The sequence below is a fragment of the Halorubrum sp. ASP1 genome (assembly GCF_005435135.1).
Lineage (GTDB): Archaea > Halobacteriota > Halobacteria > Halobacteriales > Haloferacaceae > Halorubrum > Halorubrum tropicale.
This window is the reverse complement of the sequence record NZ_SGUA01000008.1, coordinates 25,430-46,700: the sequence shown is the minus strand read 5'-3', so window position 1 is coordinate 46,700 and position 21,271 is coordinate 25,430. Positions and strand designations below refer to the sequence as shown.

General features: G+C 58.7%; 25 protein-coding genes and 2 pseudogenes. 14 read left to right on the top strand and 13 right to left on the bottom strand.

What is annotated here, in order from left to right; all coding sequences use genetic code 11:
• Positions 1-102: 102 nt before the first annotated feature.
• Together EXE48_RS12595 and EXE48_RS19420 are read right to left on the bottom strand one after the other, a co-directional pair.
• Positions 103-519, bottom strand: coding sequence for an HVO_A0114 family putative DNA-binding protein (locus EXE48_RS12595; RefSeq protein ID WP_137711679.1), 417 nt, complete (start codon positions 517-519; stop codon positions 103-105).
• Between the two features lie 68 nt (positions 520-587).
• A pseudogene (locus EXE48_RS19420) lies at positions 588-668 on the bottom strand (toxin-antitoxin system TumE family protein); the annotation flags it as partial.
• Positions 669-875: 207 nt separating this feature from the next.
• On the opposite strand from EXE48_RS19420, the gene EXE48_RS12590 reads away from it, so the two are divergent.
• The 3 genes from EXE48_RS12590 (at position 876) to EXE48_RS12580 (ending at position 1,776) form a co-directional block, all read left to right on the top strand.
• A complete protein-coding gene (locus EXE48_RS12590) occupies positions 876-1,055 on the top strand; it encodes a hypothetical protein (RefSeq protein ID WP_241991992.1) in 180 nt (59 codons plus the stop codon).
• A gap of 164 nt (positions 1,056-1,219) precedes the next feature.
• Complete coding sequence (locus EXE48_RS12585; protein WP_137711678.1) at positions 1,220-1,522, top strand: type II toxin-antitoxin system HicB family antitoxin; 303 nt, start codon at positions 1,220-1,222, stop codon at positions 1,520-1,522.
• A gap of 5 nt (positions 1,523-1,527) precedes the next feature.
• Entirely contained in the window at positions 1,528-1,776 is a 249-nt protein-coding gene (locus tag EXE48_RS12580; protein WP_137711677.1) for a type II toxin-antitoxin system HicA family toxin, read from the top strand.
• Between the two features lie 99 nt (positions 1,777-1,875).
• On the opposite strand, the gene EXE48_RS12575 is transcribed toward EXE48_RS12580, so the two are convergent.
• From EXE48_RS12575 to EXE48_RS12545, 7 genes and pseudogenes are all read right to left on the bottom strand, one after another.
• Entirely contained in the window at positions 1,876-3,177 is a 1,302-nt protein-coding gene (locus tag EXE48_RS12575; protein ID WP_137711676.1) for a site-specific integrase, read from the bottom strand.
• 490 nt (positions 3,178-3,667) lie between these two features.
• Positions 3,668-5,251, bottom strand: a pseudogene (locus EXE48_RS12570) (transposase).
• A 151-nt stretch (positions 5,252-5,402) separates the two neighbouring features.
• Complete coding sequence (gene arsB, locus EXE48_RS12565) at positions 5,403-6,581, bottom strand: ACR3 family arsenite efflux transporter (RefSeq protein ID WP_137711675.1); 1,179 nt, start codon at positions 6,579-6,581, stop codon at positions 5,403-5,405.
• Between the two features lie 97 nt (positions 6,582-6,678).
• Positions 6,679-7,134, bottom strand: a complete 456-nt coding sequence (locus EXE48_RS12560) for a RidA family protein (protein WP_128906803.1) — start codon at positions 7,132-7,134, stop codon at positions 6,679-6,681.
• Between the two features lie 116 nt (positions 7,135-7,250).
• Entirely contained in the window at positions 7,251-8,018 is a 768-nt protein-coding gene (locus tag EXE48_RS12555; RefSeq protein WP_137711674.1) for an MIP/aquaporin family protein, read from the bottom strand.
• A gap of 366 nt (positions 8,019-8,384) precedes the next feature.
• Positions 8,385-8,714, bottom strand: a complete 330-nt coding sequence (locus EXE48_RS12550; RefSeq protein WP_137711673.1) for an ArsR/SmtB family transcription factor — start codon at positions 8,712-8,714, stop codon at positions 8,385-8,387.
• A gap of 102 nt (positions 8,715-8,816) precedes the next feature.
• On the bottom strand, positions 8,817-9,269 hold the full coding sequence (locus EXE48_RS12545; RefSeq protein WP_137711672.1) for a RidA family protein: 453 nt from the start codon (positions 9,267-9,269) through the stop codon (positions 8,817-8,819).
• Between the two features lie 284 nt (positions 9,270-9,553).
• Here EXE48_RS12545 and EXE48_RS18460 point away from each other — a divergent pair, with 284 nt between their 5' ends.
• The 3 genes from EXE48_RS18460 to EXE48_RS12535 are packed head-to-tail and all read left to right on the top strand — an operon-like array spanning position 9,554 to position 11,091.
• Positions 9,554-9,691 carry a hypothetical protein gene (locus tag EXE48_RS18460; RefSeq protein WP_158295129.1) on the top strand — a complete coding sequence of 46 codons (138 nt, stop codon included), beginning with the start codon at positions 9,554-9,556 and terminating at the stop codon, positions 9,689-9,691.
• Between the two features lie 6 nt (positions 9,692-9,697).
• Positions 9,698-10,096, top strand: a complete 399-nt coding sequence (locus tag EXE48_RS12540) for an ArsR/SmtB family transcription factor (RefSeq protein ID WP_137711671.1) — start codon at positions 9,698-9,700, stop codon at positions 10,094-10,096.
• Entirely contained in the window at positions 10,093-11,091 is a 999-nt protein-coding gene (locus EXE48_RS12535; RefSeq protein ID WP_137711670.1) for a permease, read from the top strand. The genes EXE48_RS12540 and EXE48_RS12535 overlap by 4 nt, the downstream gene beginning before the upstream one ends.
• A 13-nt stretch (positions 11,092-11,104) precedes the next feature.
• Here EXE48_RS12535 and EXE48_RS12530 read toward each other — a convergent pair whose 3' ends face one another.
• Positions 11,105-11,500, bottom strand: a complete 396-nt coding sequence (locus EXE48_RS12530; protein ID WP_004595752.1) for an ArsR/SmtB family transcription factor — start codon at positions 11,498-11,500, stop codon at positions 11,105-11,107.
• Positions 11,501-11,682: 182 nt separating this feature from the next.
• Between EXE48_RS12530 and EXE48_RS12525 the strand changes: the two genes are divergently transcribed.
• The 5 genes from EXE48_RS12525 (at position 11,683) to hcsS (ending at position 15,180) form a co-directional block, all read left to right on the top strand.
• Positions 11,683-12,102 (top strand): cupin domain-containing protein, encoded by a 420-nt coding sequence (locus EXE48_RS12525; RefSeq protein WP_112077631.1) that lies wholly within the window; start codon positions 11,683-11,685, stop codon positions 12,100-12,102.
• A gap of 176 nt (positions 12,103-12,278) precedes the next feature.
• Positions 12,279-12,608, top strand: a complete 330-nt coding sequence (arsD, locus tag EXE48_RS12520; RefSeq protein ID WP_094519407.1) for an arsenite efflux transporter metallochaperone ArsD — start codon at positions 12,279-12,281, stop codon at positions 12,606-12,608.
• 3 nt (positions 12,609-12,611) lie between these two features.
• Positions 12,612-14,552: an arsenical pump-driving ATPase gene (gene arsA, locus EXE48_RS12515; RefSeq protein WP_137711669.1), complete on the top strand. Its 1,941-nt coding sequence runs from the start codon at positions 12,612-12,614 to the stop codon at positions 14,550-14,552.
• Positions 14,549-14,965: a halo-CC-star protein HcsL gene (gene hcsL / locus EXE48_RS12510; RefSeq protein WP_137711668.1), complete on the top strand. Its 417-nt coding sequence runs from the start codon at positions 14,549-14,551 to the stop codon at positions 14,963-14,965. The genes arsA and hcsL overlap by 4 nt, the downstream gene beginning before the upstream one ends.
• Positions 14,956-15,180 carry a halo-CC-star protein HcsS gene (gene hcsS / locus EXE48_RS12505; RefSeq protein ID WP_137711667.1) on the top strand — a complete coding sequence of 75 codons (225 nt, stop codon included), beginning with the start codon at positions 14,956-14,958 and terminating at the stop codon, positions 15,178-15,180. The genes hcsL and hcsS overlap by 10 nt, the downstream gene beginning before the upstream one ends.
• A 44-nt stretch (positions 15,181-15,224) precedes the next feature.
• Here the strand turns inward: hcsS and EXE48_RS12500 are convergent, their stop codons facing one another.
• The gene (locus tag EXE48_RS12500) at positions 15,225-15,647 is read right to left on the bottom strand and encodes an arsenate-mycothiol transferase ArsC (protein WP_394348056.1); all 423 of its coding nucleotides are present in this window, start codon (positions 15,645-15,647) and stop codon (positions 15,225-15,227) included.
• 189 nt (positions 15,648-15,836) lie between these two features.
• Here EXE48_RS12500 and EXE48_RS12495 point away from each other — a divergent pair, with 189 nt between their 5' ends.
• Positions 15,837-16,271: a low molecular weight phosphatase family protein gene (locus EXE48_RS12495; RefSeq protein ID WP_137711666.1), complete on the top strand. Its 435-nt coding sequence runs from the start codon at positions 15,837-15,839 to the stop codon at positions 16,269-16,271.
• 378 nt (positions 16,272-16,649) lie between these two features.
• Here the strand turns inward: EXE48_RS12495 and EXE48_RS12490 are convergent, their stop codons facing one another.
• On the bottom strand, positions 16,650-17,411 hold the full coding sequence (locus tag EXE48_RS12490; protein WP_137711665.1) for a hypothetical protein: 762 nt from the start codon (positions 17,409-17,411) through the stop codon (positions 16,650-16,652).
• The gene (locus tag EXE48_RS12485; protein ID WP_137711664.1) at positions 17,411-18,274 is read right to left on the bottom strand and encodes a hypothetical protein; all 864 of its coding nucleotides are present in this window, start codon (positions 18,272-18,274) and stop codon (positions 17,411-17,413) included. Before EXE48_RS12485 ends, EXE48_RS12490 begins: the two co-directional genes overlap by 1 nt.
• 108 nt (positions 18,275-18,382) lie before the next feature.
• Here EXE48_RS12485 and EXE48_RS12480 point away from each other — a divergent pair, with 108 nt between their 5' ends.
• A complete protein-coding gene (locus EXE48_RS12480; RefSeq protein WP_137711663.1) occupies positions 18,383-19,861 on the top strand; it encodes a hypothetical protein in 1,479 nt (492 codons plus the stop codon).
• Positions 19,858-21,270, top strand: coding sequence for an argonaute/piwi family protein (locus EXE48_RS12475; RefSeq protein WP_137711662.1), 1,413 nt, complete (start codon positions 19,858-19,860; stop codon positions 21,268-21,270). The genes EXE48_RS12480 and EXE48_RS12475 overlap by 4 nt, the downstream gene beginning before the upstream one ends.
• Position 21,271: the final 1 nt, after the last annotated feature.

Here is a 21,271-nt window from a genome sequence, read left to right as displayed (position 1 = left end):
ACTTCGGGCGAGCGGGGCGAAGGTACTGTTCCGGGACAGCAACGTGACTGTAGGTCGTGAGTAGCCATCGCACGAGGACACTCCGAGAGAGATGCGTGGTGACTACGCGCTCGCGGGAGTCCCATCGGCGTCGCCGCTATCGATGAGCGGGTAGTCGATGTGGACCTCAATGCGGTCGAACGGAACAACGGGTTGAATCGCACCGCTGGGTCCGCCCGCTTCGAGCGTGAGGATGCCTAGTACTTCCAGCTGCTTCAGGTCCGAGTGGACGTCGGACACGTCACGCTCGACGAGACGCGCTGCCTCGCGCATGCTCTCGGGCGCCCCCTCTGCGATCGCCCGGATGAGCTCAAGCCGCAGCGGCGTGAGACTGTCGACGAAGTCGTCGTAGGTGCCGAACTGGAGCGTTGCCTTTCCCTCCTGTTCGTCGAGATCGTCGGCCTCGACGTCTTGGACAAACTGGAGCGCGTCCTCACGGAGCTGTTCTCGGTCGCCGACGGTGATGTGGAGTGTGGTCATGGTCGGGATGTTGTATGTCGGGTGTTGTTCGATCAGTGCGGCCGGGGCGGGTCGCCGCCGACAGCGTCTCAGTACTCGTCCGCACTCGCCCAGAACTCGACAAGCCGGTCCTCCATCCCGGGGAACTCGACGTCGCCGAGGTCGCCGGCATCGATTGCTTCGAGCCGCTCTTCGAGGCCGCTGCGATCCGCGGACTTGATCTGGACGTGGAGTGTTCGGGTCACGATTGTTGTAGTGTCTGGGGTTTCGATTATGCGTCGATCAGCGTGCTCGGGTTACCAGGCCGGCCGCCGTCGTGGTCAGATAGTGGTGAACCACCACCTCGGTTTAACCCTTCACAACGCGCAGAGTAAGACATGAGCCGCGAAGCTCCTGCCGACGCCGACATCATTTCGGACGAGGAACTCACCGCGCTGCTCGCCGAGGCCGAGGGGAGAACGCCCGAGGAGATTGAGCGCGGTGCCGCCGAGATCGAGATCGCTCCCCCCCGAGGAAGCGACTGTCGTCGACGTCGACGAGTAGTGCTACTGTTTTGACGCGGTTTCGGTCCACTGAGAAGCAGCTACAGGTGATCCACTGACTGACGGTCTTGTTCTCGAAAACAACTCAACTCGACTCCATGGCGGCCACTATCGATGGCCTGCGTTTTGGAGATTCAGCGGCCGAATGCTTATCACACTACTCAGGTAATACGCTGATAATGAGCACTGAAACGAGTACGAACGACGATCCTCAGGGTGGGCGAACCATCACGCTCACGCAGGCCGACGACGGCTGGTGGGTTGCCCGTGACGAGGAGACAGGTGTTGCGAGCCAAGGTGAGACGAGGCAGGACGCCCTCGACAACCTCGACGAGGCAGTCGCACTTCACAAGGGGGAGATCGGCGAGTCCATCGATACCCGCGAGGAGGAAGAGAAAGTACTCGAGGATCTCGGTATTGATCCGGATGAGGTAGCGCAGGCTCGTGATGAGCACGATGGCCTCCCCGATTTTATGAAGTAAATCGGATGGCGTCACGCGATTTCTCCGGGCGCGATGTCGTCAAAGCACTCACGAAAAACCACTTCGTCATTGTTGACCGAACTGGTAGCCACGTCAAGCTGCGGTACGAGCACCCGACAAACGACGATGATGTCCGCGTGGTCTCCGTACCGCAACACGACCGGATCCGAATTGGCACATTGCGCAACATCGCAGAGCAGTCCGGGGCAGAGGACTTCGAGAAGTGGTGTCAGTGGATCGAACAGCAGTGCTGATACGCTACTCAGCTAATCCCCCGAAGATATTGGACTGGACTCTCAGGCGGATCTACTGATTCAGACGTTACTATCGTATAGTAACATGAGAGTCGGGTCTTACCGCTCGTTCACGCGGTTGTCTGTCTGTGAGAACGCTTCGGTCGCCATGTCGGCGCGTTCGGCCGCCTCGATGTGCTGGTACGCCTCCCGAACCTGCTCCTCACTGTTGTCGAGGTACCGCGCCGCTGCGGCATAGCCGAACTGCCGGACGAGTACCTCCCCGACGCCCCGGCGTCCGCCGTGAAGTTCGAGATAGTCACCGTCGAGTGTGAGGTCCAGCTCGTCGCGACGTTCGGCAAGCGTATCGTGAGTCCAGAGCCGTTCCATGATCGACCGGGCGCCGTCGGTCGTGAGCGGCTTCGGCGCGTCAAGCTCGTTCTCGGCGGCGACGATCAGGTCAGGAACCCCGTCTCGAATGCGCTCGATTGCGTCATCGTCGAGACCGGCGTCATCCAGGCCCTTAGAGACATGTGAGGCAAGCGACGGCCGGTGGAGCGTCGTGAACACCGGCCACGACTCCGGGACATCAAGCACCTCGGCGTACCGCTTCAACGGCCCGATGACGGGCTCGGGAAGCGAGGCCTCCTTCCACTCGCGACTCTTCCGGAACACCGTCACGCTGCTGTCCGCGAACGACACGTCACGCCACCGGATCCCGTTGCGGCCCTCGCGGTCCTCCTTTGGCGCGGAGAGGAACTCTGATCCGCGCAGGCCGGTGTAGGCGACGACGTACACGAGCGACTGTTCGCGACACCGCTGGTACGCCTCGAACCGCGCTTTCTGTTTGGCCTGCCACGTCTCGCTCTCCGGGTCACCCCGGTCGGCGTGCGAGACCTCGATCGCGCCGAGCGCGTCGAACGCCTCGGAGACACGCTTGTCGACGAACTGCGTGATCAGGTCGCGGTGGAGCGGTTCCCACGCCTGTTGGTCGCCTGGACGTCGGCCATCGTTCTCGGGGAGCGGGTCTTCGGCGTCCGACTCTCGGGCGTAGTGCCGCGGGATGTACCCCTGCGCGTGCGCCCACCCACACCACGACGCGACGTGCGCGTAGTACGTGAGGACGGTTCCGGCGGCGTACCCAGCGGTCGAGAGGTACCGTGCGTAATCCGAGAACACCGTCGTGTCGAGGTCTTCGAACCGGACGGTGTCGCCGTCGACGATGCCTGCCCACGACTCCGGCGGCGATGCGTTCGCCGAGTCGGCGGTTTCGCCCAGACACCAGCTTCGGAATCGATGGAGCTCGCGTTCGGCGTCCGTCCGGTACGCGCCTTGCTCGCCGGCGTCGCCTTTGCCCTTGTCGGTGAGGTACTTCGTGAACGTGTCGTCGATCGCGGTCTCGACGGAGCGGCGGCCCGTCATTGCGCCTCCCAAGGGTGGGGGTTGTGCCGTCGGAACACCGCTGTGAACGCGGTGTTCCTGCTGGAGCGACTGTTTGGGGAAGCGTCGGGCATAGTTCTGGATCTGCCTCATTTGGGGCCACGGGTGGGGGTCACTAAGAGTTTACTCTGTCTTACTCAACTAAGACAAAGTAATTTATTCTGCCGGATATTCGTGGTCCTGTGAGATTATCGGCTGATTTCAGCCGTGAGAGCGGGTTTGCTCCGGTCGAGGCAGGTTTTAAATTGTATGCCGCTATATACAATTAGCTTCAGTGGAGTTCTACAGTTTCGGAGGATAGGCTAGTTTTGGATCGAATCGCCATCAAATCGTGGTGATTCTCAGCGATCGGAAATCGATTTTGAATCCTTATTGTCGAACTACCGGACGAGCGTACGAAATTGCGTGGATTTTGGCGCTGCTGAATACGGTTGTCACTCTTGAGCGGCGGACCCAGCGGGAGCTCAGCTGATTAGTCGTGCGGGATCAACGCCGAGGCAACGAGTTCAACACACTCACCCGCTGTCAACACGGGTGCGTAGTCCATCTCTCCGTCGACACCTGCTTTCAGCAGGAAATCGGTGAGCCGCCAGATATTGTACAAGAGGACCGCGAACACGAAGTAGAACAGACGAACACGGTAGTCTTTCGAGGAGGTCTTCGCGAGAAAGTCGCCCTTGATCGATTTGTACTCGCTCTCGATTTGCCACCGACGACTATACCGTCTACAGAACGCCTCGGCCTCGTCGGGTCCCACTCGGAGATTCGTCGCGAAGACGGCCGTTCCCTCTCCACTCGTCGACGGCACGTACAGGAGCCGCATTGGATGCGATCCAGATTCCACATGGATAGAAGCCGACTCAACGGCCACCTCTTGGTCGTCTTCCTCCATTTGTTCGAGTACATCCTGTTCGGAGCTGGAGACCCGCTTGGGTATGAGGTAGTTCACATCAAGGTTTGAGAGCGTCTGAAACACTTGTATCGAGTCAAACTCTCGATCACACAGCACCGTCTCGATTGGAACGTGTTCTTTCGCTCGTCGAACGAGCCGTCGCACAGTACGATGGATCTGATTCGACGGGTTCTCATCCCACTCAGAGCTCTCTCGGACCGGCTCGACAGCCAAGATCAGCGGAATGTTCTGTCCGATTATCGAAAGCGTCGCAAATTTGAACGCTCGACCGTCTCTGTCCTTCGTCCCGCTAACCATCGGCATCTCTTCGACATCCCCGTAATAGGGGATGGTCGTGATGTCGATCGCCGCAGTGACTGGACGGCGGAATGAGGATTCAGAAGCGATCACGGAAAGCAAGCGATCCGTTGTCTCATTGAAGCCGTTCACGAGCTCTTCAGGATCGAACTGCTTGATGGTGCGAAGGTGGGTGTCGCCATGTGGGCTGTACTCTTCACCGCGCCGGTACTAGAAGCGAGTCGCTCCCTGCGCGGTACCACAGCGGACCATCCCCATGAATGTCTGTAACTCGAAAAATTGCGTGTCCTCGTAGGAGGCATTCGACGCCCGACCAGAGTCGAAGTGTCCGTAGGCGTGATCACGCGCTAGGCGCGTCGTCTGGACAATCTCCTCCTGTGAGAAGGATTCGACTTCTACTGGGTCTGTATCTTCTTGCGTGTCGTCGACGATCTCTGCCTTTGGCCGCACCTCCGGCGCTGAGATGTCGCGATCGTGGACTTCTTTGACAACGAAGTGGGCGGCAACGCGGGCGTATTCGTGGGCTGCGTCGTCAAATCGGTTTCTCCACGCTCGCGAGAACGCTGATTCGTCGGGCACTCGACTGAAGCCGAGGATAGTCGCTACTTCCGGTTGTCGGGTGAGTCGTCGAGTGAAGTTAGCGTATGAGTCACCCGTTATCTCCATGAACACGAACGAGAGCACCATCGCGCGAAACGAGAGTGGCGCAGGATGCCACGCTGGATAACCGTCTTCGATCGCGTCTATCGTGTGATCGAAATCCTCGAACACGGTGACAAGATCGGTTTCTTTGAGATTGTCTCGGATGGTGATCCCGAGCTGGTACGCTTCACACAGAGACTGCATACGGGGTTCATCTTTGGAAGGAGGACTGCCGGAACCACTCATTTAGAAAATGGTGAGGTCGATAGCAAAGTTACCACACCGACATGACTATGAACATATCCTCTTCGTCGTCAAATAGGTTGTAAGCGTGTGGCGAATGGGTGGTTAAGTATCAATCATCAGCCGTGGAGCTTGAGGATCCATCTTCGGTCGTAGTCGTCTCGTCTAGCTGCCCGGTCGTGTATTCCCGCCAGTCGTACCGGTCTTGGAGATACAACGCGACCTTCACCAAGGCGAGCAGCACCGGTACCTCGATAAGCGGGCCGATAACGGTGGCAAACGCGACACCGGAGCCGACACCGAACACCGCGACGGCGACGGCGATCGCGAGCTCGAAGTTGTTTGAGGCGGCGGTGAAGCCGATAGCCGTCGTCGTTGAGTAGTCGGCACCGATTCCACGGCCCATGCCGAAGCTGACGAAGAACATCACAACGAAATAGATCGTCAGCGGCACCGCGATGAGTAGGACGTCACTTGGCTGCGCGACGATTCGCTCACCCTGCATCGCGAACATCACGATCACTGTAAAGAGCAGCGCGATCAGCGTGAGCGGACTGATCGTGGGTTCAAACGTCTCCTCGTACCATTCAACACCTTTCGCCCGCGTACCGACGAATCGGGAGAAGATGCCGGCCGCGAAGGGTATCCCGAGGAAGATCGCGATCGCCTCGAAAACCTGTATCGGTGTAATATTGAATGCGGAAATGCCGGCAACGAGCGATTCCATGCCCAGAATCGGGGGGAGAAATAGAGCGAAGAACCAGATGTACACGCCGTACGTAACGATCTGGAAAACGCTATTGAACGCGACGAGCCCCGCGGCGTACTCGTTCGAACCCTCGGCGAGCTCGTTCCAGACCAGCACCATCGCGATACAGCGGGCCATCCCAATGAACACCAGCCCGAGGAAGAACTCAGGTCGGGCAGGCAGTCCAGGAACGAGACCGCTGAAGAAGATGACCGCCAACCCGAACATTAGCGTGGGACCGATGAGCCAGTTCTGGACGAGGCTCAGCCCGAGTACCTTCACGTTCTTGAAGACAGCGGGGAGTTGCCCGTAGTTGACCTTCGCGAGTGGTGGGTACATCATTAACACGAGGCCGATCTCCACGAGGTGGAGGTCCTGAATCGGACCGGTCACCGACGGCGCAACGTAGCCGAGGCTGATCCCGATCCCCATCGCGCCGAAGATCCAGACGGTGAGGTACTTATCGAGGAAGTCCATCGACCGCGGATCCCCGCAGGCCTCACAGTCGCAGTTCGGGCCGTGCTCGTGAGCGGCGCCGCTCACGCCGGCATCACCCCCGTCGTGTTGGGTGAGTCGGCCGTAGAGCGATACCGGTGTGTGTTCAGGTGAGTGTTCATAATGGGTGTGTCGGCAGCGGTCGTTACTCTTCGGCCGCGATCACGTCGAGCTGGACGTCTGCGCCGCCCGGGAGCGAGCAGACGCCGACGACGGTCCGCGGGGGAAGTTCGACGTCGTCGAACCGGGACTCGTACACGTGGTCGATCGCCTCCGCGGCGCTCGGATCCGTGAGCTGAATTTCAAGCTTCATCACGTCGCCGAACGTCGCGTTTCGGTTGTCGGCGAGTGCGGCTTCGAGGTTGTCGAGCGCGGTCGAGAACTGCTCTTCGATTGAGTGCTCACTTAATATTTCTCCGTCGATCTCAGGGAGTATCCCCTCGAAAAAACGTAGGTCGGACGAGCCCGTTCGCTTTCCGAACGCACCGATGTTGTCCGTCCCTTCGCGCTGGCGCTTGCTCTCCTTACTTAGTGTGGGATCGATATCCATCTCGGTACGCTGCTCCGATTCCGGTTCGACCTCGGTTGTCTGCTGCCCCATAATAGATGAACAGTTGTTCATATATTAAAACTCTTTGGAGCAAGTCGGAAACTGTGATCGGAGTCCGGCTTCGGGGTGCGGAGCGGGGGGTCCAGACTCGTGGTGCCCCGACGACATCACAGCAGACGGTACAGTCCGGCCGCGAGAAGCGCCCCGAGGAGCGGTCCCACGATGGGCACCCAGGAGTATGCCCAGTCCGACGGTCCCTTGTGCGAAAACGGGAGAATTGCGTGGGCGATGCGCGGTCCGAGGTCGCGTGCGGGATTGATCGCGTATCCGGTGGGGCCACCTAACGAGAGTCCGATACCGAGCACGACAAGCGCGATCGGAAGCGCCGACAGTGCCCCTAGACCGAAGCCCACCGCTTGGCCGTCGATGGTAATCGACTGAAGCACCTCACCCGACTGAGCGTCGAAGAATCCGGCAGAATTCAGGTAGAGGACGCCGAATACCAAGACGAAGGTGCCGATGATTTCGGTCAGCAGATTAGCCGAATAGTTTCGGATCTCAGGGCTGGTCGAGAAGATCGCCAGCTTCACCTCCTCGTCTTCGGTCGCGGCGAAGTGGTCTTTATACGCCAGCCACACCACTACGCCGCCCAGGAATCCGCCGACCGTCTGTGCGGCGACGTACGCCGGAACCTGCGCCCAATCGAACAGCCCGGCGGCAGCGAGGCCGACCGTCACGGCGGGATTGATGTGACCGCCGCTGACCTGACTGACGGTGAACACGCCCATGAACACTCCGATGGCCCATCCCCACGTGATGACGATCCAGCCGCCGCCGTTCCCTTTCGTCTCGTTGAGCACGACGTTGGCGACGACGCCCCCGCCGAATATGATGAGGATCGCTGTTCCGATGACCTCGGCAATGTATGGATGCATTCTGCTACTCCAATAGGTTTATATCTATTCATCTATTAAAGTGAATTGGGTCCCTTACACCGAAGATTTTTATTTAATGTAGAATATACGGTCGATAGAGACCGATTAGACAAGTGTATTTTCCACAATATACAGTTTGGACACCAATACGTATGAATAATAACTAAATCAAATGTGCTACCGTAAAGGAGTTTGGTAGCATTTTCTGTGGCTCATTTCGAGATGGATAACGTCGAGAGAGGACTCACAGTAACTCAAACTTTCACGCAACCAGATTCATCCACCCCGTCTCGGTTCCGCTCAACGGTGATTCCATTGCTAGAGTTAACCTCTGTCTGACCCGCTAGAGAACGCACGATTACTGATTTATCGCGTCCGATCAAGTGCCTCCACGAGCGCCTCCGCCCGTTCCGTGGTCGAATAACTGCGCGAGCGTCCATCTTTTTGCTTTTTTACGAGTCCGGCATCACACAGAAGCGTCAACGCGTGACTGACGGCGCTGTCGCTTATGGACACGTAGGGCGTGATCTCGTCGAATCTGACCGCGCCATCCGCGTCGACCAACAGGCGGACGAGTCGATACCGCGTCTCATATCCGAACGCCGACAGCGCTTTGACGTCGACAGTCGTGGTCTCGTCGTCGATCAATTTGTCGAAATCTGTCCCGGCTATCGGATCTGAAGAGGAGTCGGGCATAACTGACGTATTCGCTGCGACCGGAATAATTGTTCTGTCGGGCTTCAAAACGGCAAATACGAGCGAAATGCTTCTATTATCGAACTACACGGACAGCTACAGTTACTCTTCGGCGGCAATCACGTCGAGCTGGACGTCCGCACCGCCAGGCAACGAGCAGACACCGACGACGCTGCGTGGTGGGAACGCCACGTCATCGAATCGCGACTCGTACGCGCTGTCCACGGCCGCCGCCGCACCTGCGTCTGCGAGCTGAATCTCGACCTTCATGATATCCGAGAGCGACGCGTTACGGTTTTCTAACATGAGTTCGAGCCGATCCAAGCACATCTCTATCTGCTTGTCGATCGGCTCCGATCCTCTTATCGTCCCGTTGATCTCCGGGAGAATACCTTGGAAGAAGATCAGATCCGACTCACCGGTTCGCATGCCGAATGCGCCGACGTTGTCGATACTGTCGCGCTGACGTTTGCTCTCCTCGCTCAGCGACTCGTTAATCAATATTTTGTTTTCACGGTCCGTCCGATCGTCTTGAGCCGCTATCTGCTGCGACATACAATTTAGTATTCCCTCATATGTTAAAGGTCCTTTCGGTTCTACTGTGTTGAGATCGAGGTAATCTACTCGGTATCAATACAATCTGTTATAGATTAATACTAGTCAAGCACGGTAGAACCCTTGAATAATCCGGTTTACCACACTATCTCGTATGTAGATAGTTCGGTGGAAGAACTGCGTCGAACAAACACATCTGAACATAGATCCGAGTCGAGTGCTCTCTCGAGTCAGCTGAACACCTGACCAAATGAGTTAAGTCAAATCGGATTATATCGATATGTATGTCGATACTCGACCGACTACTCGGTGGCGAGTCGAACGACGACGAGAGCTGCTGTGACATGCAAATCGAAGAGGTGGACTCGGACGAAAACGAGGCGGACGCGCCGGACGAGCGCGCCGACCGTACGGAGGACTGATCGATAATGTCGCAGGAACCGAACGCGGCGGCTCAAGCGGGCTCCGAATCCGCGAGCGGGACGCTCCGACGGATGGAGGAGGGCGTCTGCTGTGACGGGCCGTTCCCGGAGACTCGACGGGCGGACGACGCGGTCGTCGAGGCGGAGCTGTCGGCGTTCAAGGCGCTGGCCAACGAGAAGCGACTCGCGGTCGTTCACGCGCTCCGAGAGGGCGAGCTCTGCGCCTGCGAGTTGGAGACCGTACTCGACGCGCCCCAGTCGACGGTCGCGTCACACCTCAGGAAGCTCCGCGACGCCGGCATCGTCGCCACGCGCAAGGAGGGAAGGTGGACGTACTACCGGATTGCGGACACAGCGAGCCTCCAGCTGCTCGATCTGGCCGCGGCGTTAGGTGAGGACCGATGACCCCGCCGGGGACCGAAGCGGCGCTGCTCGACTCATGGGACTACTTCCTCCACCTCGCGATGGTCCTCACGCCGCTGTTCATCGGCGCGTCTTTCCTCGTCGGGCTCGCACAGGAGTACCTCCCACCCGAGCGCGTCGAAGAGATGCTTCGCGCACGCGACCACGGCAGCGGGAACGTCCTCGCGGCGGGACTTGGCGCGGTGACGCCGTTCTGCTCGTGTTCGACCGTCCCGGTCTTGGCGGGCCTGTTGGGGGCCGGCGCCCCCACGGGGATGGCGTTCTCGTTCCTGCTCGCCTCCCCGATCGTCAACTGGATTGCCGTGTTCCTACTGTTCGGGCTGTTCGGGACCGGCGTGACCGTCGCGTACGTGACGACGGCGCTGCTCGCGGCGATCGTCGCGGGACTCATCATCGGGACGTTCGAACTCGACGGGTACATCAAGGACGTCCGGATCACCGCGGGCGGTCGCGAGATCGCGACCGACGGCGGAGCGACTCCCTTGGACACCTCAAATGCGGCCGACGCCGGCGGGTGTAGCGAGTGCGGGACGACGGCGACGAACAGAACCCACAAGGAACGCGTGACCGCCGCGGGGGAGGGCGCGCTCTCCTTCTTCCGCGACACACTCCCGTACATCGCGGTCGGGATCGCGATCGGCGCGCTGATCCACGGCGCCGTACCGGCAGAGTTTCTCCAACAGATCGCCGGGCCGGGGAACCCGCTCGCGACCCCGATCGCCGCACTCGCCGGTGCGCCGATCTACGTGAGCATCAGCGGAATGCTGCCGATCGCGCACTCGCTCACTGAGGCGGGGATCCCGATCGGAACGGTGATTGCGTTCGTCATCGGCGGGGCGGGGATCAGCATCCCAAACCTGATCCTCCTGAATAAGCTGTTCGAACGCCGGCTGCTCGCGATCTACGCGACGACGGTCGTGACGATCGGCATTACAGTGGGTGTGCTGTTCAACACCGTCTTCGCCGGCCTCCTCTGAGCCGGGATCTTTCTTACAACGACCGCGACCCGTCGAGCGCAACGAGGACCGCGTTTGCGCGCGGCGTGGCGCGATACATCCGCCACTTGCCTTCCTTTCGGCGCGTGACGAGGCCAGCATCAGTGAGCTGCGAGAGGGCGTGGCTGATTGCGCTGTCGCTCACGTCCAAGAGCGGCGAGAGCTCACACACGCATAGCTCCTCGTCATCAGCCGCGTGAAGCATCCGAACGATCTTGTATCGGGTCTCGTTGCCGAGCGCCGACAGTAGCTCGATATCGGTCTCCAGGTCCGACCCGCCGACGCTCTCGTTCAGTTCTTCTAGCTCCGCTAACCGGTCGGCGAGGTCTTCATCCGTACAGGAGCCACATTCGTCGGCGACGTACCGCTGTAAACGCTCGGTAGATGACATACAGACAATTGAACCAAGCCGGGATTAAACGTTGCGGAGCGCCGTCTCAACTGATAGCTGGACAGCGAAAACAATATAGTAATCTCTCAAACATTGTCTCGTGTGAAAGAGACGAGACTTGTGGCGGGTGTCTGGCGGTCGACAACGACTATCTCGGCAGGCCCGAGCAACGATACGACCGAATGCGCCGCTACAGGGTGTTCGCCGTGACCGGTTCCTACAAACGGGTCAATTATACCGACATCGAGACCACCTCGGGCGCGATGCGGCCGCTTACCGACTCGCTCGATAGCGAGCAGGTCGGCGTGTCAATCGCGCGCTGTGAACCCGGATGGCGGAATAAGTCGCATGACCACGCCGCGGAGGATCACGAGGAGATATACGTCCTCTTAGAGGGTGAAGCTACTGTCGTTATCGACGACGAATCCGTCGAACTCGAAGCCGGCGACGCGGTTTGGATTCCGCCGACTGCGACGCGGCAGATCCAGAACGGTGATGTCGAAAGTGCGCTCGTCCTCGTGAGTGCCCCGGCGTCGAAGTGTCGAACCACGACGTGTGTCGACGACCCAGGATCGTGGGCCACCAACGGATTTATCGGGTGATCGGGGGGTCTCGGCCGTTTAAGATGGAATGACTGTGCGACCGATGTGGAGATATCCGACCGAAGAGCTTATAATTGTATGAGAGTTTGTTCAAATGAATTGGCCACAGAGAGGACAAACAAACGTGTCCTGCTGTGAACGATACATCAGACGTACGACCGCGATCCGACTCAATCATGACCGAACTCACCCTGTACGAAGAAGCGATGTGTTGCTCCACCGGCGTCTGCGGTCCCGACCCCGACGACGAACTCGTCGAGGTCAGCGCGGCGCTTGACCAGCTCGAAGACGCGTTCGACGAGCTCGAAGTCAACCGGGCGAACATGCAGCACAACATCGATCAGTTCCTCGAAACGCAGCGGATCTACGACCGCGTTCAGGAGGACGGACCGTCGATCCTCCCGATCACGGTCGTCGACGACGAGATCGTCGCCGAGGGCGAGTACCTCTCGTACGACGAACTGACCGCGGCCATCGACGGCAACGCCGCACCACAGGAGGCCTAATAAATGGCACAATCACAGTCGACAGCGACGAGCGCGCGTGAGGTCGTCGAACCAAGTAGCGACGACACCGAGTTCGTTTTCTTCAGCGGGAAGGGCGGCGTCGGCAAGAGCACGGTGAGCTGTGCGACCGCGACGTGGCTCGCCGACAACGACTACGAGACGCTCTTGGTGACCACCGACCCTGCCCCGAACCTCTCGGACATCTTCGGGCAGTCGATCGGCCACCAGGTCACCGCGATCGACGGGATCGAGAACCTCTCGGCGATCGAGATCGACCCGGACACCGCCGCCGAGGAGTACCGCCAGGAGACGATCGAGCCGATGCGCGAACTGCTCGGTGAAGAGGAGATCCAGACGGTCGAAGAGCAGCTCAACAGCCCCTGCGTCGAGGAGATCGCCGCCTTCGACAACTTCGTCGACTTCATGGACAGCCCGGAGTACGACGTCGTCGTCTTCGACACTGCACCGACGGGCCACACCATCCGGCTGATGGAGCTCCCCTCTGACTGGAACGCCGAACTCGAGAAGGGCGGCTCGACCTGTATCGGACCGGCGGCCTCGATGGAGGACAAAAAACAGGATTACGAGCGCGCGATCGACACGCTCCAGGACGACGAGCGCACTTCCTTTGCCTTCGTCGGCAAGCCGGAGGACTCCTCGATCGACGAGATCGAACGCAGCGCGAGCGATCTCGGCGACCTCGGGATCGAGTCGCAGCTGTTGATCCTCAACGGCTACCTCCCAGAGTCGGTGTGCGAGGACCCCTTCTTCGAGGGGAAACGCGCGGACGAGCAGGCCGTCATCGAGCGCGCCCGAGAGGAGTTCGACGCGGACGCGACGGCGACGTACCCGCTCCAGCCCGGCGAGATAGCCGGGCTCGACCTGCTCGCTGACGTGGGCGGTGTCCTCTACGACGGCACGGAGGCGACCGTCGACGTCGGGACCGCGACCGACGTGGACGCTGACGGTGCGGTCGAGTTCGATTCGATGGCGGACGCCGACGCGGTTGTCGACCAGCTCACGCCGGGCGAGGAGACGCAGTACCTCTTTTTCACCGGGAAGGGCGGCGTCGGCAAGAGCACGGTCGCCTCGACGGCAGCGACGAAACTCGCTGAGGCGGGCCACGAGACGCTTGTCGTCACGACCGATCCGGCCGCGCACTTAGAGGACATCTTCGGTGAGCCCGTGGGCCACGAACCCACCTCGGTCGGCCAGGAGAACCTCGACGCGGCGCGAATCGACCAAGAAAAAGCGCTTGCGGAGTACCGCGAGCAAGTCCTCGACCACGTCACCGAGATGTACGAGGACAAAGAGGACACGCAGATCGACGTCGACGCCGCGATCGCGAACGTCGAAGAGGAACTGGAATCGCCCTGTGCCGAGGAGATGGCCGCGCTCGAAAAGTTCGTGAGCTACTTCGACGAGGACGGCTACGACGTGGTCGTCTTCGACACCGCCCCCACGGGACACACGCTTCGACTGCTCGAACTCCCCTCCGACTGGAAGGGGTTCATGGACCTCGGCTCGCTGACGAAGGGGGCTGCCCCCGCCAAAGGCGACCAGTACGACGAGGTCATAGAGACGATGAAAGACCCCGAACGGAGCACGTTCGCGTTCGTGATGTACCCCGAGTACACACCTATGATGGAAGCCTACCGGGCCGCCGCCGACCTCAAAGATCAGGTCGGCATCGAGACCTCGCTAGTCGTCGCCAACTACCTCCTCCCTGAGGAGTACGGCGACAACGCCTTCTTCGCGAATCGGCGCGCTCAGCAGGCGCAGTATCTCGACGAGATCCGTGACCGGTTCGACGCGCCGTTGATGTTGGCGCCGCTCCGGCAGGACGAACCGATCGGGCTCGACGAACTCAGCGCCTTCGGTGAGGAGATTACCGGACTCGCAGACGTTGTCGAAGCGGACGCACCGGAGGTGACGCCCTCGTGAGCGACGCACAGGACGTGGAAGGTGCGGCCGAGGACAGCGTGGGCATGTCTACTGAGGAAGACGTAGAAGCCAACATTGAGGCGGCGCTCCACGAGTTCCTCGACACGCTCGACGAGTCTGAGACATATCAGCGGTTCGTCGCGGCCGACGAGGCGTTACAGGACGATGACGACGCGATGGCGCTGCTCCGCGAGTACCAGCGAAAGCAACAGCAGATGCAACGCGGCGGTTTCGACGAGTCGGTGATGGCCGAGCTGAAGCAGCTCCAGACCGAAATGTCGAACAACGAGACGATCCAGCGTCAGCAGGCCGCACAGGCCGATCTGATAGAACTGCTCAAGCGAACGAACGACGCCATCAGCGACGAGATCGGCGAGGAGTTCGCGCGGTCCACCGGAGGTGGGTGCTGTTGAGCGCTTCCGGTCAGGACGCTAGCGAGTCCGAAGTGACGGACGAAGAGGTCGTCGCGGCCGCCGAGGCGCTCGGCGAAGAGCTCGCGACGGCGAAAGAGTCCTCCTCGGAGTTCGCGTTCACCACGATGGTGATGCAGTGTAACGAGGCGATCGGCGACGAGACCGGTGTCGACTACGGGAGCGTCTGCGGCGCCGACGACGACGGCTGCTGTTAGCGGAGGTCGACAGGGGTCATTCCGGCTGACGACCCTGCCAATTGTCACTCCGCGGACGGAGTTTGCGACAGGAGTTCGTCGAACAGCGAGACGACACGTTCTTCGATCTCGTCACGAATGTCGCGGACCTGCTCGATCGGACGCTCGTGGGGGTCGTCGAGCCCCCAATCGCGATTCTCGCCGTTCCACGTCGCCGGGCACACGTCCGACGCCGAACACCCCATCGTGACGACGATATCGACCGCCTGTAGCTCGTCTGGCGTCACCTCTCGCGGCGTTCGGTCGCTGAGATCGATGTCTCGCTCTCTCATTGCTTCGACAACGATCTCGTGGACGCTATCGGCGGGGTGAGTGCCACCGGTAACGATCGTAATCTGATCGCCCACATCGCGACGGTCGCGCTCGCGCTCGGCGAACGCTGCCGCCATTTGGCTCCGTCCTGCGTTTTGGACGCACACGAACGCGATCTGGTGGCCCGTCCGCTCATCGGATTCAGTCACACCTCCACAAGCGAGTGGGATCGGTATAGCTGTTACTTCAGGCACAGCGGCTCTTGATAGGCTATCTGAGAAGTACTCTCAGACCCGTTTTGAGCTATTGAGACGTATATACATCACATATAAGTGCTCAAGTCGACGGCATCGATTCTGCTGTTTGTGAGTGATGAGTTGCCGGTTACTCTAGGATTCGTTTGTGTACAAAATGCTGGTCGCAGTCAGATGGCAACAGCGTTCGCCGAACGCGAGCGTGACCGTCGTGGACTCGAAGACAGTGTTGAGATCATTACTGGTGGGACTCACCCCGCCGATAGCGTCCACGACGAGGTCGTGGCGGTCATGCAAGACCACGAGATCGATCTCTCGGATCGAGTCCCTCGAGAAGTCTCAACGACTGAGCTCGAATCATGTGACGTCGTCGCCACAATGGGCTGTTCGACACTCGAACTCGATGCTGAAGAGATAGATGTTCGCGACTGGGCGCTAACAGATCCTGACGGCCAAGATCTCGATCATGTCCGTGAGATCCGAAACGATATCGAACAGCGGGTTACAGACTTGTTCGACGAAGTTCACGCGAACGGTTCGCAGTGAAACAAGCGCCTGCTGGAGCGGTACTCGAATGACGGACTGTTATTGATTTAGCGAGGTTTTAATCAAGATTTTTGTGAGAAAACAAAGGCACGCATGAGATCTATCCTCCGAAGTTATGGGAGTTCCAGCGCATCGCAATTTGGATTTCTACAAATCAGACGCTGAGTGATAGGTTGGCCAGAGTGCCGGTTAGTCAACACCGGCAATGTAAAAAGTCATACCAAGCGAGCCAACACAGTAGGTAACGATAGATCTCAGTTCAAAACTTTTCTTTAGAGTTGTACCCCGGACTGGAGTAGTGTGAGTTATCTCCGGAGGTGGTGGAAGCGGTCATCGGACGCCTGTTCGCGGATGAGGGCTTTCCAGCTACAACTGCCCTCATTCACCGACGGGCCACGAAGGATCGGCGAACTCGTCTTTAATGTAGATGACTTGAATTCCCAACTCGGCACTAATCCGTTCGTGGTGCCCGTACATATCTGATTTGTCTGCGGTAACCACGGTACTGACAAGATCTCGGTCGTTCTGATGTGCAGCGTCGGATAGGATTACTTTGTCCATATACCCGTTCACGAATCCAAGACGCTGCCTACGCTCTGACTTACTAAGGGATCCGGACGGCCCCTGTGTAACCCGGTTTTGAAGCTCTTGCCTCGTCTCGTGAGCTTCGTCAATCACCGTGTCGCACAGAGTGTCCAAGGCACGTCTGCCCGACGCAGGAGTGACCTCTTCGTCAACGAGTGTATCCTCCAATTCGTTTCGGATATTGGGTTCGATGTGTTCTTCGATCAGCCTTTGCTCGATGCTACCCTTCACGTCCGTCTCTTCGATAAAGGCCTCAACGAGCGTCTCAATGTCCAGCTCGTCGTCATCATAGCCATCCATTCGGAAGTTGAGATTCATTTGGGCGGCGCGAACCTTCGCTAGGATTGCCCCGAAGAGGCCAGCATCCGTGTCCCAGTCCACGACCGTGTCCTCAAGTCTGTTTGAGTTGCTGTTATTACAGTACTCGTAAATGACCGCTCGGCTCGTATAGAGGCCGTTATCGGTATCATATAGTCGTTCGGCGTCATCGTGCCACAGGTCGTGTAGGAACGTTAGGCCAACGAGAACGCCGGTGTCAAGAAAGTAGCGAGCCATTAGTGCTGGAGTAGGTCGTTGTCGACGAATGGCGTGACGAAAGCGTCGGCTGCCTCTTTGGCGACTCGAGTATCCTTCGAATTCCGCCTCGCCTTCTCACGCTCCTTCCGGCGGAGTCGCTCACGAATCTCTTCTTTCGCACTCTCGACGCTGTCGACACCTCTTTCTTCGGCGATTTCCGACCGGGAGAGGTTGTCCTCTCTACACGCGAGTTCGAGACAGTACAGTCGCCAGAATGACTTCGCAAGCGTCTCCGCGACCTGAGGATCGTAGTCTTCTGAGTCCAACTCAGCACTCATCAACCGGTACCAGATGTGGAGATCGTCCTCGTACTGGGAGAAGTCGTCAATCGGGAAGCTCTGGACGAACCTATGGAGCGTTTCCCGGGTACGCTTTTCGTTCCGGTCGAGGGTAAGGGTCATCTGTTTGGAATCGCCAGCTGCGTCAAGTTGCTTGTCCAATTCCCGAAAGTTTCGTTGAACATCGTACGGGGCCTCGTCGTACATTTCGTCGGTTAACCCCTCGATGCCGCGGTCATAGTAGCGATCTAGTGTGCGGGAGACCGCTCGTCGGCCGCGCTGAATGGTGGTACGAGAGGCATCAATGTCGGAAACCTCCATCTCACAGACCACCCGCTGCCCCTCAGTCCCCTCTCTGATTTCGAGAGACGAATCAGACGTCGCAACCACCGCACCCCACATATACCAGTACGTGTCGATGGTTTCATCGACACGTTCTCTCTCTAACTCCTGCTTTGCGAAGTATAGGATCTTGTGGAACGCCTTAGGCCGGATGTCGCTGTTGTAACGCCGCTCGTCGAACAATAGTGCTGCCACGTCGTCCAGATTGAGAGAGTCGGGCATCGCCAAATTTCTGATTGATCGTTAACACGCCTCCGTCTTATCCGCTACGGGAGCGGTTGTTCGCTGCCACCCGACATTTTTTCCTCTGGGCCGCGATATGTAGCGTTAGTGACGTTCGAGAACCTCGATGGGGAACAGGAGTCCAGTCACCACAAAGCGGAGATGTATCGACGCCGGGTTCGGGACTACCTCGAAGCCGGCGAATATTTGGAGGTTGGTGACGGCTATGCGGGCACATCTGATATTGTCTTGTCCCGACCAGCTCACGCAGAGGACAAGAAGTTCCGCGTTGAGACCAAGAACACTAAACTCTCTCTGTTCGACGACGGTTTTATCGACGAGCTAGCACGTCAGTTTATTGACTTTGCGCGCTCTGAGAGTCCAGATTTCGAATTTATGGTGTTCGCTGACGACTACGCCAGTCAGTCGCGGTGGAAGGACATCTTCCATGACCGGATCAGGAAGGAAGACGAGGTGCGGGCATACTATGAGGAACTGGATGAGAGACACAATCTAAACGAAGCGGAAACAGACCAATTCGAGTCACTCGATTTTCGTGACTTCTGGCGGTTTCTGGAGCGGGTCAGTATCAAAAAAGTGGGGTACGGGCGACTCGGCGAACTCATCGAAGATCGCGAGTCACAGAATCGTGGAGACAAGAAGTGGGACTTCTACACTCGTGAGAACGAACCTGTAAAAGAGCGCGGAAATCCCACACCGAACTTCGTCCGAATCGTCGACCTCCCCGACGAGATCTGGACACTGCAGAGTCTGGCCCCCGAGTACCATGATGTATATGATCAAAATCCGCGTTATCTTCCAATCTGGTTCCAGAGTGGCCAGATGTACAGCCTGATACCACCCGGGGAAATGCCCGATTCACTCGTACAGTTCGTGAACACGGACACGTCGGAGTGCCACGACTTTATGGAGTGGATGAGTCAGACCGGCGACCAGCACAACCGCCGAGTTATCGCCCTGTTGAATCGGCAAGTGCTGTGGCGCGGTGTTCGCCGCCACGATCGCTGCGTCAGCATCCGCCACCGTGGTCAACACAAACTCATCATTCAGAGAGACATAGGAGTCAGTCAAGATACCGATGAGACCAGACAACAGGAGTTGTCAGGCACTCTAAGGCCCTCAGAGGAGAACGATTCGGAGGCCAATCAGGAGTTCAAAGGATACGTCGCTCTGAAGGACTGGGGTACTGCCTACGCACACCGGTACGGGATGCCCGTGGTAAAGCAGTACGGCGACCAATACTATGTTTTCGTTGAGACAGGGTGGTTGTTCACCGGGCGCGGTCGTGGCGACTCGTTCATCAGTGGCGACCGTGCCGACGAGCTTCACCACCAACTGGACAAGAACTCACTATCCCGGAACCCCAATCAGAAAAGCCAGTTCAGACAGTGGCGAGCTTACCTCGGTCTGGACGAAGGACGGGGTGGTCACGCGAGCATCCCGGGAACGGGCGGGCAGCGGATGACTTTTGAGGACGCAATCGACGTTCACCCCCGGGAGCGGCCGCCGAAGAACACCGAGGAACGAGACGCACTGATGGCTGGAGAAGCCGTGGTGAAGCGATGAGCGACTTCGACCTCCGCCGGATAAGAGAACCCGGATTGCTATTCGCCGACGGTGAAACGGCCAAGGATCCTCGCGGAGGGCTGCTGAAGTACGGCCCCCGCCCTCGGGCAAATACAGAAGAGGAGGTTGTGAACGTCGGGATCGTCGGAGACAGTCGGTCGATCTCGATGATGGAAGAACTCCTCCGGAAAATGCGAACCGGCATTCCGAGCAACTCGAACCGGAAGCGATGGCGACAACCATTCCCGGGGCTCGGAGTCGAGTCACGCCTCCAGTTCGACTACCAGACGCACGAAAAGTGGAAGGGGCGCATCCGTCAGAAGGATATGGACAAGATTGCCGAGATCCCCGACCGCGAAGAACGCGTCCAACCCTCCATCAGACACCTGAAACACCAAATCGCCGGTCTCGGATCGCAGACACCACCTCCCGACATCACGTTCGTTGCTATCCCCGAGCGTTTCGTGGAACTTTGTGCCGACCCGAATACGGACACTGACCGGATTCAAACAAAGAACAGCGATTTCCGGAGTCAGGTCAAGCTCGCGGGCATGGAAGCTAGCACCCCCACGCAGCTGATGTCACCGAAGGCGCTGCGCGGGGGTTCTGATGTACAGCACCGTTCTGAGTTTGCGTGGAACATCGCTGTCGGGATGCTCTACAAAGCCCGTGAAGGCAGACCTTGGAAGACGGCGAGTTTCGACAGTCAGCAGTGTTACGCGGGCATCTCGTTCTACAGAGAGCGGGGCGCCGACCCAGACGTCAGGGCATCGATCGCACAGGTCTTCATAGAGGGCGGTGAGAACTTCGTCATTCGCGGCGACCCCGTACAAGACATCGCTAGCGACGAAGCGCAGACTCACCTCTCGTACGCAGACGCCAAGCGGTTGGTTGAAAGCATCCTTGAGAAGTACGGCGACTATCGCGACTCGCAACCGAATCGACTCGTCCTTCACAAGTCGTCCAACTTCTGGCCGGAGGAGAGTGAGGGGTTCAGTGACGGTGCCGGCGATGTGAACACGAAGGAATTCGTCACCATCAGGAACCACCACCCACTCCGTCTCTTTCCAGAAGGCGACAATCCGCCGTTGCGGGGGACACTTGCCCTTCCCCCTGACCGGAGTGAGGGGTACCTCTACACAACCGGATACGTACCAGAGCAGTCCGTGTACAATGGGCCGGGCGTACCTACCCCAATCGTTGTCAGACCTCACAAGGAGTATTTTAGCGGCGATTACCGACGCATCTGCCGTGAAATACTCACGTTCACCAAACTGGACTGGAACAGTTCTGATTTCTGTAAGCGACTCCCAGTCACCATCGGCATTGCGAATGCCGTCAGTGAGATTCTTGCCGAACCAAACGCGGACGACATCAACCTACAGACCCACTATTACTATTATATGTGAC